General features: G+C 53.8%; 11 protein-coding genes. 6 read left to right on the top strand and 5 right to left on the bottom strand.

Annotated elements, in window-relative coordinates; all coding sequences use genetic code 11:
- Positions 1-35: 35 nt before the first annotated feature.
- The 3 genes from G3T16_RS05520 to G3T16_RS05510 all read right to left on the bottom strand — a co-directional run bounded on the left by G3T16_RS05520 (position 36) and on the right by G3T16_RS05510 (position 4,462).
- Positions 36-2,291 (bottom strand): TonB-dependent receptor, encoded by a 2,256-nt coding sequence (locus G3T16_RS05520; protein ID WP_163494179.1) that lies wholly within the window; start codon positions 2,289-2,291, stop codon positions 36-38.
- A 156-nt stretch (positions 2,292-2,447) separates the two neighbouring features.
- Complete coding sequence (locus tag G3T16_RS05515; RefSeq protein WP_163494178.1) at positions 2,448-3,611, bottom strand: M24 family metallopeptidase; 1,164 nt, start codon at positions 3,609-3,611, stop codon at positions 2,448-2,450.
- Positions 3,612-3,994: 383 nt separating this feature from the next.
- Positions 3,995-4,462: a MarR family winged helix-turn-helix transcriptional regulator gene (locus G3T16_RS05510; RefSeq protein ID WP_163494177.1), complete on the bottom strand. Its 468-nt coding sequence runs from the start codon at positions 4,460-4,462 to the stop codon at positions 3,995-3,997.
- Positions 4,463-4,653: 191 nt separating this feature from the next.
- Here G3T16_RS05510 and G3T16_RS05505 point away from each other — a divergent pair, with 191 nt between their 5' ends.
- The 3 genes from G3T16_RS05505 to G3T16_RS05495 all read left to right on the top strand — a co-directional run bounded on the left by G3T16_RS05505 (position 4,654) and on the right by G3T16_RS05495 (position 7,767).
- Positions 4,654-5,835, top strand: coding sequence for an aromatic ring-hydroxylating oxygenase subunit alpha (locus G3T16_RS05505; RefSeq protein WP_163494176.1), 1,182 nt, complete (start codon positions 4,654-4,656; stop codon positions 5,833-5,835).
- Positions 5,832-6,329, top strand: coding sequence for an aromatic-ring-hydroxylating dioxygenase subunit beta (locus tag G3T16_RS05500; protein WP_163494175.1), 498 nt, complete (start codon positions 5,832-5,834; stop codon positions 6,327-6,329). Before G3T16_RS05505 ends, G3T16_RS05500 begins: the two co-directional genes overlap by 4 nt.
- Positions 6,330-6,390: 61 nt before the next feature.
- Positions 6,391-7,767, top strand: coding sequence for a tryptophanase (locus G3T16_RS05495; protein WP_163494174.1), 1,377 nt, complete (start codon positions 6,391-6,393; stop codon positions 7,765-7,767).
- Positions 7,768-8,002: 235 nt separating this feature from the next.
- Here G3T16_RS05495 and G3T16_RS05490 read toward each other — a convergent pair whose 3' ends face one another.
- Positions 8,003-8,518, bottom strand: coding sequence for a CinA family protein (locus G3T16_RS05490; RefSeq protein ID WP_163494173.1), 516 nt, complete (start codon positions 8,516-8,518; stop codon positions 8,003-8,005).
- Positions 8,519-8,800: 282 nt separating this feature from the next.
- Complete coding sequence (locus G3T16_RS05485) at positions 8,801-9,460, bottom strand: TetR/AcrR family transcriptional regulator (protein ID WP_163494172.1); 660 nt, start codon at positions 9,458-9,460, stop codon at positions 8,801-8,803.
- A gap of 131 nt (positions 9,461-9,591) precedes the next feature.
- Between G3T16_RS05485 and G3T16_RS05480 the strand changes: the two genes are divergently transcribed.
- The 3 genes from G3T16_RS05480 (at position 9,592) to G3T16_RS05470 (ending at position 13,940) form a co-directional block, all read left to right on the top strand.
- Positions 9,592-11,799 (top strand): TonB-dependent receptor, encoded by a 2,208-nt coding sequence (locus tag G3T16_RS05480; protein ID WP_163494171.1) that lies wholly within the window; start codon positions 9,592-9,594, stop codon positions 11,797-11,799.
- A gap of 7 nt (positions 11,800-11,806) precedes the next feature.
- A complete protein-coding gene (locus G3T16_RS05475; RefSeq protein WP_163494170.1) occupies positions 11,807-13,258 on the top strand; it encodes an amidohydrolase family protein in 1,452 nt (483 codons plus the stop codon).
- 121 nt (positions 13,259-13,379) lie between these two features.
- Positions 13,380-13,940 carry a cupin domain-containing protein gene (locus G3T16_RS05470; protein ID WP_163494169.1) on the top strand — a complete coding sequence of 187 codons (561 nt, stop codon included), beginning with the start codon at positions 13,380-13,382 and terminating at the stop codon, positions 13,938-13,940.
- Positions 13,941-13,946 lie beyond the last annotated feature (6 nt).

The following is a 13,946-nucleotide window of genomic DNA, read 5'->3' as shown; positions in this document are numbered from 1 at the left end:
GGGACGTGCACTCAGTGTCGACTGGAGCCGCATGATTACATTTCCCACGTGAGCGTCAGGCCATAGGTGCGAGGAGGCCCCCAGACCCCGACCACACCCGGGCCAATGACATAGGTGTGGGAGATGTACTCTTCGTCGGTGAGATTCCTGCCCCACAGGGCCACCTGCCAATTGCCGTCGGCCGATACCCAGGCCGCCCGCGCGTCCCACAGGCTGAATTCATCGATGGTGGTGTTCTGGTCGGCGTAGTCGTTGAGCTGTTCGTCGGAATAGGTATAGTCCACCCGAAAATTGAGCTTGGCGCCGTTGTCGAGTGGCATCTCGTAGGCCATCGCAAGGGCCGCCTTGTTCTCGGGTGCCTGCCGCAAAGGTGCACCGGACACATCCAGCGCGCCGCCAGCCACCTCCAGGACCAGATCCTGCACCTCGGTATCCAGATAGGTGTAGTTGCCGGACAGTTGGAAATTGTCTACCGGCGCCCAGATGAACTCGGTTTCCAAGCCCTTGATTTCAGCCTTGCCGAGGTTGTCGGTGATGAAGGAGCCGTAATCCGGATTGGCCTGGGTGGGGCCGAAGCGAACTACCTGCAGGTCCTGGTAATCCATGTAGAAAGCGCTGATGTTCAGCCGCAGTGAGTTGTCGAGAAAATCACCTTTCATGCCCAACTCGTAGTTCCAGGCAATCTCCTCGTCCACCGGGGTGGCAGCCTGCTCCGGAGTACCTGGCGCGCCGCCGAAGCCGCCGCTCTTGAAGCCCTTGGCGACAGTGGCGAACCACATCACCTGGTCGGTCTGGCGGAACTGCAGGGAGGCCTTTGGAGAGAAGTCGCTCCACTCGTCATCTGCGGCGATACTGAAGGTCTGGGCGATAATGTTGAGGCTGCCGCCCACGCCGGCGCAATCCGGATAGTTCTCGAACCCGGGTGACAGCGCGCCACAGTTGATCGAGGTACTCTCGGTCTCCTTCTCATCCAGGGTAAAGCGGGCCCCCAGTGTCAGGGTCCAGCGATCGCTGAAGTTCCAGTCGCCCTGGATATAAGCCGCATAACTGGTGGTTTCGTTCTCCTGCCGCGAGATTTCGTTGCCCACATCGATGTAGGCACCATTGGCGCCCGCGGGGGCCAGCAGCCGGAACTGCTCCGTGCGGTCGGTCTCTTCAATCAGGTAGTATAATCCGGCCACGTAATTGAGGTTGCCCCGCAGGTTTGAGGTCCAGCGCAGCTCCTGGCTGAAGGTCTCGATCTCCTCGTTGATGTCGTCGAGGATCTCCACCCCGCCGCGCCAACCAACCCCGATCGAGGCCATGCCCCAGTCAGTCGCGGCATCGCGCAGGGCGGTAATCGTGATCAGGGTGCCGCTGTTGAAATCGATGTCTCCCTGCAGGCTGATACCGCTCGCATCCCGGTAGGAGTCGCCGTCCACCGGTGCGGTCACTTTGCGAAAGCTGCCACCGGCCTGGCGCCACAGCTCGACCGTATCCGGATCGGTGCCGGGGAATACCGGCACCCGCCCCATGTCCTCCCGATCATCCTCCATGTAATCTGCGCTCAACAACCACTCCGACCGATCGGTCTGGAACAGCAACTGGCCGCGGAAGGAGTCGACGTTTTCGTCCTGTTGCTTTTTACCGAGGATGATGTTGTCCACATAGCCGTCGTGCTCCCGGTGACTGAAACTGAACTTGCCGAACAGGCTGTCGCTCAATGGACCGCTGATCAAACCCTGGTAGCGCAGGTGCCCCTCGTTACCCGCAGCTACCTCCGCCTTGGCCATGAACTCCTCACTGGGACGGGTCGATGTTACGTTGATCGCGCCGCCGATAGCGTTACGCCCGAACAGGGTGCCCTGGGGGCCGCGCAGCACTTCGATGCGTTCCAGGTCAAACATTTCAAAATTGATGTTGGCGAGGCGGCCAATATACACGCCGTCGAGAAACATCACGGCCGAGTTGTCCATGCCAGCGCCGTCGTCCGCGGAACTGATGCCGCGCATGGAGATCATGGCCTGGCCCGGAGAGAACTCAGCGTAGGACATGCCCGGCACCTTGTTGGCGATTTCGGTGGCGCCGAAAATCTGTTGTTCACTGAGGTCCTGGGAAGTCAGGGCACTGACGGAAATCGGTACATCCTGCAGATTCTCCTCGCGGTGCGTCGCAGTAACCACGACTTCCTCGAGTCTTCCGGCGCCCTGGGCATGCGCCTGATCCGGGTATGTGGCGGTGATACCGGTACCGGCCAGCAACATCAATGCGTGACGATACGCTGTTACAAGAGGCTTCTGGGACGTTGTCATAGCTGCTCTCCTCTTCTTTGCAAGAAGTCGTGGGTGTAATTATTATTGTGGCTGCGCAGTGCGCCGCCGCATTCACACTTACGGCTGGTACAGTCACCTGGTATTCTCTGTTCCAAGGTCGCTAGCTTTAAAAATCAAGTTGCAGTGACCAGAGTGCTATAGTTCTGTCAGTGCCGACTCAGTACCCTCATATACCTTGATCGCCGTACCAGAAAGCGGCTCTGCACATGCGTTGTTGACCAAGTAGGTTTCCTGAAACAGTAAGCCGTGACTGCGTTCTGGATTTATAGTATGTGCATGTATTGAACACACCATATTCTCTGGCAACACAAACTCTACTCCCGCGGCGACCCGTGGCATCTCTATCATGGTCATACCAATAGAATGACCGCAGACATGTCCTGTGAGATAACCCCTGTCTTCAAACGGCTTGGTACAGATTTGATATACTTCTTCCACCGTACTGCCCGCCTTCATATTCTCGCGAACAAGTGAATGGAACTCCTGTTGGGCTGTAAACATCTCAGCGGTAATGTCATCCATGCCTTCCGGCATCAACGGACGGGAGAATTCAACCCAGTGGCCACCTTCTCCGGCTATCTCCAGGCCGTACATCAGTCCGTCAGATGATTCGATCTTGCGCTGTGATGGGAAGAGGACTTGTGGACGCAAGGAACCATTCTCGCCCGCCAAAACCATATTCATCGTGCTACGAGAACAGCCGGAGGAGGAAAATCTCCTTTCCGCTTCACCCATTAATTCCGCTTCGGTTTTGCCCGGTTCATAGGCTCTTATGATGTCCAGTACGCCCTGCTTGCAAAGATCCATGGAGTGACGGACCGATCGGATTTCCTCGTCGCTTTTCTGGATCCGCGCATAGTCGAAGGCCTGTTCAAAATCAATGATTTCGAAACCGCCAGTTGCCAATGCCGAGAAGTCACGTACGTTGATAATGTAATCAAGACCATAAATACCAAGCCTTTTGACGCCTTTGTTTTGCAGATAGCCCTTTATCCAGTTTCCGCAATGCTCCGGAAACTCTTTTTCCTGCAGATAAGTACTGGAATGATCCCCCACCCAGGTTGCTTCCTTGGGGAAAACCGCAACAGCTTCGTGGTTCTGGGTGACTACGACATAAGCGTAGCGATGCAGGATATGGAAACCCGACAGATAGCGAATAGCACCTTCGAAGCCAGTGTATTCACTACCGCAAACAACCAAGGCATCCAGTTCATGCTCAGCCATTGCCGTCCGGACATTGAGATAACGGCGAGAAATTTCGTTCTGGCTGGGATGAAAACGATCTATGGATTCAATCATACTCTTTTGCCCGGGCCGTCATGTGCCAACTGTATATATGTAATGGAATAGTATTCCATTTCATGTATTGTTGATTGGATTATCGGCTATGTCAAATAAAATTTCGGGGCAGGCGTGTCAAAAAAGAGGGGAGGAGGCCTTAACCATCATGCAAAAATGTGCAGAAAGCGGACGTGAAGAGAACTTATGGACAACTCAGGTCAATTGCATCGCATATTACGGGATGCTCACGACCTATTTACATTTGTCGGGCTTGGCATGTACTAAAATACTGTAAAAACAAAAGCTTAAAGATACCATGTCGTTATCTAGCGGCAGTCTGTGCCGCTGGATAACAGTACAATGATAGTCTCTGTGCCCGTCGTCGATCCCATGTATTACGTCTATTCATTGTGTTTAATTACTTGGCGCAATATCTTTACCAATTTTCTTTTATCAGTTTGACTAAGAGTAGAAAACGCATCCGCTTCATGTTCCTCGGCCAGCGGTATTAGTTTCGATACCAGGGCATCCCCTTTTTTGGTTAATCCTATCCGAACGCTTCTCTGATTGTCCTTTTCCCGTTGGCGTGTGATGAGTCCATCTCGCTCCAGGCGAATCAAGGTTTTGCTTACGGTCGGTTGGTTTAGAAGCACTATTCGTGCCAACTCGTTTACCGAACGCTGTTTTGCGCTGAGCACCGCCAAAATACGCCAGGTACTTACCGCTATATTCAGTTCCCTTAATCTTACATGGAATTCAGAGCTAATTCGGTGACTGGCTGTCGCCAGGAGAAAAGCCAGATAGGTATCGATAAAGGCCTCTTCTTGACGATCTGGATCAATGGCCGATTTCATTGAATGACTATTCATAATATTCCTTTTCATATTTACTATTTTAAGCTAATGTATATGCCAAACTGATGGAGGGGCGTAATTATGTATGAAAATGGTAAGAACCTCATCAACCTTGTCGAAGATGGCCGGGTGCATCGGGATGTATACCTGGATCCAGATATATTCACGCTGGAAATGAAGTTGATCTGGGGCGGGCCTGGATTTATGTGGGCCACGACAGTCAAGTGCCAAACCCCGGGGACTTTATCACAACAACTATCGGCACGCAGCCCGTGGTAGTGACCCGTGACAGGCAAGGAACCATTAATGTCATCCTGAACCGTTGTGGCCACAGGGGCACGAAAGTAACCGTAAAGCCTTGCGGCAATACAAAGCTGTTCCGCTGCCCGTATCATGGTTGGAGCTTCAATCTGGACGGAAGTCTCAATAGTACCCCACACAAATGTGGCTATGTAAATACCGGCTTTGATATGTCTGACCCTGAGTACCATATGCGCAAGGTGGGCAGAGTGGAAATCTATCAAGGCTTTGTATTTGCCTCCCTTGCACAAAGTGGTCCCGATCTTGAGACGTTTCTGGGAAAAGCGAAGGAGACATTCGATAATATGGCAGACCGTTCTCCAGAAGGCCGTCTGGAAGTCGCCGGCGCCCCATTCCGCTACAGCTTTGATTGCAACTGGAAGATGTATCTGGAAAATCTGAGCGACACTATGCACCCCAAGATCGCTCATGGTTCCGTAGGTCATGCTACCCGGGCCGCCGTAAAGAATCTGCCAGAAGAATCTCCACCTCCCCTTGAGGCCGAAATCATCTTCCCATTTGGCAACTCGTATGAGTTTATGGATGAAATGGGTGTGACCGCCATGCACTTTGGCCACAGCTACATGGGCGGAAAAAGCAGCATCCATTCAGAATATCCTGAATTGGATGGCTACTGGGAATCCATGCTGAAATCACATGGCGAAGAGAAAGCCAGGAAGATCCTTTCCCAGAATCGGCATAACACTAAAGTTTATCCCTCCTTTTCCATACAGGATGTCAGCGGTGTGATGCGTGTTATCCGGCCAATCGCGGTGGATAAAACGTTGGTTGATGTTTGGCATCTTCGCTTTGTGGGGGCACCGGACGATATGTTTCGTAGAACCGTTGCCTATTCTCATTTGATCAACTCACCCGCTTCGATGGTCGGTCATGACGATCGTGAGTGCTTTTCGCGCATGCAAACCTCATTGGTTTGCGACGATTCAAAGTGGGTGGATGTCCGCCGGTATCTGAACCAGAACCAGGAGGAGACAGGAGTCACTACTGCGCCTGGAACCAGCGAGCTGGCGATACGCAATGAATACCAGGCATGGCTGAACTACATGAACGAAAAGGTGGATCAATGATAGAGATGAATGAACTATCACCATATTCTATTGATGAGATAAAAAGCTTTCTCTACAGGGAGGCCGGTCATCTGGACAGCGCCAATCTGGACGATTGGTGCGCACTCTATACGGAAGACGCTACCTACTGGATGCCAATAACTCATGATCAGGAGGATCCGCATAACCAGGTGTCGCTACTGTACGAAAACAACCTGTTAATGGATATACGTCGGCGTAACTTCGGTCACCGGCTGTCGCCTGCGATGGAAGCCAAAGTACATTGCTCCCACCTAATAGATAACATAAAAGTCACGGAGTTTGAAAAATCAACGGGGAGCTGTGTCGTGACATCCAATTTTCAAGCCGTTGTTTACTATCAAGAGCAGACGGTCTTTGCCGGCACCTACGAACATCACCTTCTGCGGATAGAAAATGACTACAGGATTAGGCATAAGCGGGTCAATCTAATTAACTGCGATGCGTATCACAAGGCAATCATTATTTACGTTTAGTAGGAAGGGCTGCAAAATTTGGGGTTGAATACCCGAGTATAACCTGGTCAGCGAGAATTGTATGAAATACATGACGGCAGAACCCTATAAGATCAAGGTCGTAGAACACATTGGAAAAACAACCAAACCCGAAAGACAGGAATACCTGAAAGAAGCTGATTATAATGTGTTCAAACTGAAGTCAGATGTCGTATACATTGACTGTTTGACTGATAGTGGAACTTCCGCCATGAGTGCCAACCAGTGGTCAGCAATGATGCTGGGCGATGAATCCTACGCCGGCTGCAGCAGCTTTTACAAGCTGGAGCAGTCGGTACAGGAAGTCTTCAATATGCCTTTCTTGCAACCCACCCACCAGGGCAGAGCCGCAGACTACTTTGTTTCACAAATCTACGGCAAAAAAGGTAAATACACCTTCAGCAACATGCATTTCATTACCTATCTTGGGCATGCCAACGTACACGGAACAATACCGATAGATATTCCCGTGGATGAAGCTTTTGACAGTAATGCCATGGCTTGTGCGTTCAAAGGTAATATCGATATTGATAGATTCAAACAACTAATTAATGAGAAGGGGGCTGATAATATTACTGCGGTTATCATCAGTCTCACTTGCAATAATAATGGCGGACAGCCTATGTCCATGGAAAACCTCAAAGCTGTACACGCGCTGACCGAAAGCAATGGTATTCCAATTGTGCTGGATTGCGCTCGTATTGCGGAAAATGCATATTTCATTAAACAACGAGAGCCCGGTTATGAAGATAAAACCATCAAACAGATAACACAGGAGCTCTGTTCATATTGCGAGACTGCCATTATGAGTGCCAAGAAAGATGCCTTGGTGAACATTGGTGGACTATTCATAACCAGGAACCGGGATGTCTTTGCCGAGGCCAACCAGCTAGCGCTGGCATTCGAAGGTTATATTACTTATGGCGGTCTTGCAGGGCGTGACCTTGAAGCCATAGCTGTCGGTCTGCTGGAAGGGTGCGACGAAGCTTATTTAGAGCACCGTAATGCCCAGGTTAATTATCTGGGCAATAGACTAAAGGAAAAAGGTGTCCCCATCGTTGAGCCTATTGGTGGACATGGGGTTTATGTCAATAGCGTAGAATTCTTTCCACATATACCGGCGGATAAAAACCCATCGCAACGTCTGGTCACAGCGCTATACGAAGAGGCCGGAGTGCGAGCAGTGGCAATGATAATGTCTACGACTGATCACTCAGTACGAAGTGAAAAATCTCTTGAGCTGGATTGCATGCGCATCGCCATACCCAGACGAGCTTATACCACTAATCACCTGGACGTGATCGCCAATGCACTGGGCGATATTTACCAAGACAGGGATACATACGGGGGCATGAAACGGGTTGATGACGACTGGAACTCAGCATTGAGTTTGTTCACTTCGAAATTTGAGTTGCTGTAAAGCAATATACTGGAACTGCTATGTGTGCGGGCAGCCGCGTAAATATACTGCTGAAGCCAAGCGGTGTCAGGCGCCCTGCTTCAGTGACGGCTTCTACGTGATCCTTGATGGTATTCCGACTCCTGCCAGTCGCGCTGATGCCTGAGCTACCGTTAATCGCTCCCGCTTGAGAAGCTCCTCGGTGATCTTGCGGGGCCTGTTGATGGCGCATCACTATCCAGCATCGCCTCGTGTATCAGGCCTTATCTGTTTTCGCTCCGGATTCAAGACACAGCCGATGATAGTGGGGCAGACGTTCCAGCGCATAGTGTGCCGCAGACAGTCGTACTTGATTGCGTTCGCCGTCGAAGCGGCGGGTCTCGCAGTAAAGGTGATGGTCGCCGTTATGGCGAAAGGCCCAGGCGAAGCAGACGGTACCGATGGGCGTACCATCGTCGCCGGGGTTGGGGCCGGCTATGCCGGTATTGGCCAGGGCCACGTCGGCGTCATTGTTGTCCAGCGCCCCGCTGGCCATCTCGCCGGACACTGCCTCGCTGGTCAGTCCATAACGCTCTATGGTGTCGTAGCTGACTCCGAGGTAGCGGTTCTTTGATTGAGGTGAATAAACCCCGAGGCCACAATCGATATTCTGGCCGCTGCCGGGTACCCGGGCCAGCTCTGAGAAGATAAGACCGGCCGTGCAGGATTCGGCGGTGGCAAGTCTCAGTTCATTGTCGATCAGATAATCCGTGATGCGTTTCAACAGTTCCACTGTCCGAATTCCTCGTGCCAATTGGTCTTGGTGTCCTCGATCTTCTAACCATAGTACATGGACTTCTGGCTGGCGAATGAAAAATGGGATGGTGGGAGCGCCAACGCTATCAGGCTGCGTCTGCTGAACAATTCGCTGTAAGATCCTCATAACCGAGCGCCAGGCCATACCCCCGCTTCAATTTCATCGGTGAGATCTGCGGGCTATGCCTGCGAGCAGTCGCGTAGACAAAGGCGCCCCTGTTGACGCCTGTATCGCTTCACGTGCGGAGCACTAACGGGTTTATCCCCCACGGCCACCTTCGACTACGCTTTCGATTCCGCCGACTATAAATCGAACAAGGCGTGGGCTGACAGCGTCAAAGTTTGAGGGATCGCACGTCCCGTCCGTTAGCTTGTTCAGGCGATTATGGGTAGCTTCCGCGCACGCTTCGATCATGCTGCCCACCATGAACTCGTAAGCGTAGCCGATATCTTCCAGTTTACCGTGCGGAATTGCGGCGATTAACCAACCAATAAACTCCTGGCTGGCAGGGGTCATCAGGGGCTCGAATCTGCGTTGTGTGCGCTTGTCGGCGTTCAGTAGTCGAACAATCAGCATGGCATAGTTGCGCCAGCCCCTATCGCCGTTCATGGCGCGCTCGAGATATGGGACCACTATGCACGATACGGTGGTTTCCAGCGACGGTGGCTCGGGCGCTGATACTGCGACGGCTTCTCGATAAGCACGGCGGCGATCTTCGGTCATGGTTTCCCAGCGCCGCACGATGACTTCAGCAATCAGGTTTTCCTTCGAGCCAAAGTGGTAGGCGAGGCTTCCCACGGTGTCACCTGACTTGCTGACGATCGCTCGCGTCGATGTGCCGTCGATGCCCTTGCTCGCAAACAGAGACTCAGCCGCGTTTAGTATTCGTGCTTTCGTGCCTCCTTTGGGTGCTGCCATGTCGCAACTCTCATACCAATGCTGTTAACGGCAAGTTAATCACTTAGTCAACAAATTTGCAATATCCACTTGAAGTTAGTTAATCGATCGACTAACCTATCAGGAAAGGCTAATAACAGGAGAACCTGGCGATGCTCTATCTACATCTACGCGTGAAGATACTTGGTTTGAATGCTCTGCGCTCTCTACCGATCCTGGCGGCTCCCTTTATCGCGGCCGCCTCTCACGGGCAGGAGGATGCCGGACCGAGGATGCTCGAAGAGATCGTTGTAACCGCCGAAAGGCGGACAAGCAGTCTGCAGGACACCTCAATGGCCGTCTCTGCCCTTACGGGGGAGGCAATGAGCAACCGCGGCATCAACGATGTGGAGGCCTTGGCATTCGCGATTCCGAACATGAGCTTCGGTGAATCTGTAGGCAACGCACGAATCGCGATTCGCGGCATCGGCTTTGACAACATCTCCGTGGGCAACGAGGGCAGGGTGGCCTTCCATATGGATGGTGTCTATGTCGGTCGCCCGGCTGCTGCTCTCGGGACTCTCTTTGATATTGAGCGTGTGGAGGTGCTGCGGGGGCCCCAGGGCACACTGTACGGTCGCAACGCAACGGGCGGCAGCATCAATGTGGTGACCCGGGGTCCGAATTCGGATTTGCCGGGCTATATTCGCGCACGGACAGGCAACTACGATCTCCGGGAATTGGAAGCCGCTACCAGCGCTTCACTGACAGACGAGGTGTCGGGCCGCGTCGCTGTCAAGGTGATCGAACGTGATGGCTACGGGACCAATCTGGTGAACGGGCGCCAGATAGACGACGAGCGCTCCAGGTCAATCCGGGGAAAACTGCTGATCACGCCGACAGCCGCGCTTGAGGTTGCGCTGACAGCAGACTATCGCCGCGAAAATGACCACAACTACGGCTACCATTTCCTCGGGGCCGGCAGCCCAGAGCGAGTGCCGACCGGGTTGCTGCTCGGGGGCGAGGTCGCGGACGACATACGCGATGTGGCGGTCGACACCGGGCCCGACAACAAGCGGAAAATGTCCGGCCTGGCGGCGCAGGTCACATACAGCACGGGTTGGGGCGAGCTTGTGTCTGTCAGCGCATATCGTCACACGCGCTATGACACAATTACCGATCTGGACGCCACCAGTGCGCCGCTTACCCGTTATGAACAAAAAGAGGAGTCGGATCAGTACAGCCAGGAACTGCGGGCTCAGGGTGATCTCGGCAACAGCCATTGGCTACTCGGTGCGTATTACTACCAGGAGGATCTGTACGGCTACTCAAAGGTGCCGATTGACCGTGCCCTGGTTGGCCTGCCCAGCCTCTATGTGGCAGGCTACTTTGCGGGTGGAGATATGGAAACCCGCGCTGGTGCTGTCTTTGGGCAGGTCGACTGGAATTTGACCGATACGCTGAGCCTGACCCTGGGCGCACGTTACAGCGTGGAGGAGAAGCGCGTAGACGAGGACTATCAATTCGATCTGCTGCGACCCTACTCGCCGGGTCAGGCACTCATCCCCAGCGCCACGAACCGGGACAAGGAGACCTGGAAGGACTTCGGCCCCAGGGCTGTGCTCACCTACGAGCCTGACGATAACCTTCGAGTTTATGCCTCTGTGTCACAGGGTTTTAAAAGCGGTGGCTTCAATCTGGGTGGGCTTCAGGAACCCTTCGACTCGGAGACATTAACCAGCTATGAACTCGGGCTCAAAGCTCACTGGTGGCAACACCGGTTGCTTACGAACTTCGCGATCTTCCACTACGACTACGAGGATCTTCAGGTATCGAAAGTCCAGGAGGCTGTGATCGTCATTGAGAACGCCGCCAAGGCGAGCTTGCAGGGGATTGAGGTTGAGGTATCGGCTATCCTTACTGATCAACTTCAGATCGATTTTAACCTTGGCCTGCTGGACACCGAGTTCGACGAATTCTCAACGTTCGATCCGGCGAGGACGTCGCTCGGCCTCCTTGATCTTGCGGGGAATGAGCTTACCCAGGCGCCGCGTTACACCGCAAATCTTGGCGTTGAATATGAGTGGTCTGCAGGAGCGGGCACCGTTACGGCTCGTGCCGAGGGTCACTGGTTTGATGAAGTCTACTTCACTCCGTTCAACACCGGCAATATGCGCCAGGACGGTGGCCGCCGCTACAACTTCTTCCTGAATTATCGAAGCGAGGCGTCGGGGTGGCACGTGGGCGCCTTTATACGCAATCTCAGCAACGAAGATCATCTCTCGACCGCATTGGTGGGAAGCGTATTGACCGGCTCTCCCGCGTTGGGTGGAGTGAAGCCGCCGAGGACCTACGGCGTCACCATTGGATACGACTTGTGAGGTTGGTATGAACAACAGAACGCTCATCACGAACGCTTTCGTCCTCTCGATGGACGATGAGGTCGGCGATCTACCGGATGCCAACATCCTGATCGAGGACGGCCGGATAGCCGGCATTGGCCCGGGTCTGACAGCGAAGGATGCACTGTGTATCGACGCCGGAGGTTGTATAGCAATTCCAGGGCTTGTCGACACCCATCGCCATATATGGCAAGGCGCGCTGCGTGGGGCTACTGCGGACTGGTCATTGCTCGGCTATCTCGGGGGCATACGCATGCTGGCCGCGAGGCAGTTTCGCCCTGAAGACATGTATGCTGCGCAACTGCACGGTGGTATGGATGCTATTAATACTGGGGTTACGACCGTCGCAGACTACTGCCACAACATTATTTCCCTCGATCACGCAGAAGCGAGCATCCAGGGTCTACAGGACTCTCGATTGCGGGCGGTGTGGTGCTTCGGATTCAATCAGCCGCCGTTGCCGGATTCGGTAAAGGCGTCGTTGCAGGAGCGTACCGGATGGCTCTCCAGCATCGCTGCTCAATATTTTACATCGCCGGACGCCAGGCTGACGCTTGGCGTGTCCCCTGAGGAGAGCCATTTCTGGTTGCACGACACCAGCCTGGCTCAACACCAGTTCGGGGTGGCCAGGGAACTCGATGCCAGAATCTTTTTTCACTGCAATTCCTTCCTGATGGCCGGCAAGGGTATGGGCGAAGTCGAGCTTCTCGCCAGGAGCGGGCTGCTGGGCAGCGACATCACGCTGGTACATATGAACCGCACCAGCCCAGATGAATGGAACCGGGTAGCTGATGCTGGTGCGACAGTGTCAGTCACTCCGGAGACTGAGCTGCAAATGGGCATGGGCCTGCCCGCGATAGCCGCACCGCTGGCGCGGGGGATCCCTCTCGGACTGGGAGTGGATATCGTCTCGAACAACAGCGGCGATCCGTTTGTCGCCATGAGACTGGCGCTGCAGGTAGAGCGTTGGCGCCAGAACGAGGAGCAGGGCGAAAGCTTCTTCTACGGTTTGCCGTTTACCTGCCGGGACGCATTGCATTGGGCGACCCTGGGTGGTGCAAGAGCGTGCGGCCTCGACAGAGAAATAGGTTCGCTGAGGCCCGGCAAGTGCGCCGACATCGTTCTGCTCCGCGCAGATGGGGTATCCATGGCGGGTTGGAACCGCGAAAATCCGGCCGCCGCCGTCGTGCTGCATGCCAGCGCTGAAAATGTCGAAACCGTACTGGTCGACGGTGAGATAGTGAAGCAGAGCGGCCGCCTGCGTGGAGACGAGGTGCGGGCTTGCCGGCTGCTGCAGGATGCCAGTAATCACATCCACGAAAGCTGCGCCGCACAGGGTGGTTTGAACCCGGGGCGCGAGGCGTTGTTTGAAAGAATGCAGGGAACCATGCCTCCGCAGGAAATCGACCGTATCCGGGCGAGTTCGGGGAGGGGCTGAGGCATTGTACCGTGAATTTTGGGGTGCCTCACATCTTTAAAATTATCGTAATGGAAGCGTTCTCAGTTATCTGGCGTATCGGCAAATTCACTCTGTCGAGCTAAAAAAGAGGTCTGGATTTATGTTTAAAGTAAAAAGAGTAGTGACAGGACTGAATGGAAAGGGCCAGTCGACAGTAGCTATCGATGGGCCTGCGAAGAATACCCTGGAGGTCCCGGGCTGGCCAGGTGCTTACATTTCCGAACTTTGGACAACAAATGAAATGCCGGTGAACAATAATATTCCCGGTGATCTTGGCGATCGTCCAATACAGCATGATCCGGTCGATTGCGGTTCGATCTTCCGGGTTGTCGAGATTCCCCCGGAAAAAAGTCTTGACCAGAAAATTGATATCGACTCCGCATTCCAGTCCATCGGCAGCGCAAATGTGCCCGAAGCGACAGACCGGACCAAACATGCAAGCATGCATTTCACCAACTCCATTGACTACCTGGTCGTAATCTCCGGTGAGATGTACATGTTGATGGAGGATGGAGAGGTTCTCCTCAGGCAGGGCGATTGCATCGTACAGAAGGGAACCAAACACGCCTGGCTAAACAAGGGCGACGTGCCCTGCATTCTGGCGGCTGTCCTGGTAGATGCAATACCGGTCAAGTCGGTAGAACCTCACTCGGGAGAGTAACGAATG

This window comes from Kineobactrum salinum, assembly GCF_010669285.1.
Lineage (GTDB): Bacteria > Pseudomonadota > Gammaproteobacteria > Pseudomonadales > Halieaceae > Kineobactrum > Kineobactrum salinum.
Note: the sequence above shows the minus strand (reverse complement) of the source record. Positions and strands in the feature narration are given on the sequence as shown.

Coding starts and splice junctions, on each gene's coding strand:
- G3T16_RS05475 (WP_163494170.1), top strand. CDS start 11,807: ATGAACAACAGAACGCTCATCACGAACGCTTTCGTCCTCTCGATGGAC.
- G3T16_RS05485 (WP_163494172.1), bottom strand. CDS start 9,460: ATGGCAGCACCCAAAGGAGGCACGAAAGCACGAATACTAAACGCGGCT.
- G3T16_RS05495 (WP_163494174.1), top strand. CDS start 6,391: ATGAAATACATGACGGCAGAACCCTATAAGATCAAGGTCGTAGAACAC.
- G3T16_RS05515 (WP_163494178.1), bottom strand. CDS start 3,611: ATGATTGAATCCATAGATCGTTTTCATCCCAGCCAGAACGAAATTTCT.
- G3T16_RS05520 (WP_163494179.1), bottom strand. CDS start 2,291: ATGACAACGTCCCAGAAGCCTCTTGTAACAGCGTATCGTCACGCATTG.
- G3T16_RS05510 (WP_163494177.1), bottom strand. CDS start 4,462: ATGAATAGTCATTCAATGAAATCGGCCATTGATCCAGATCGTCAAGAA.
- G3T16_RS05500 (WP_163494175.1), top strand. CDS start 5,832: ATGATAGAGATGAATGAACTATCACCATATTCTATTGATGAGATAAAA.
- G3T16_RS05480 (WP_163494171.1), top strand. CDS start 9,592: ATGCTCTATCTACATCTACGCGTGAAGATACTTGGTTTGAATGCTCTG.
- G3T16_RS05470 (WP_163494169.1), top strand. CDS start 13,380: ATGTTTAAAGTAAAAAGAGTAGTGACAGGACTGAATGGAAAGGGCCAG.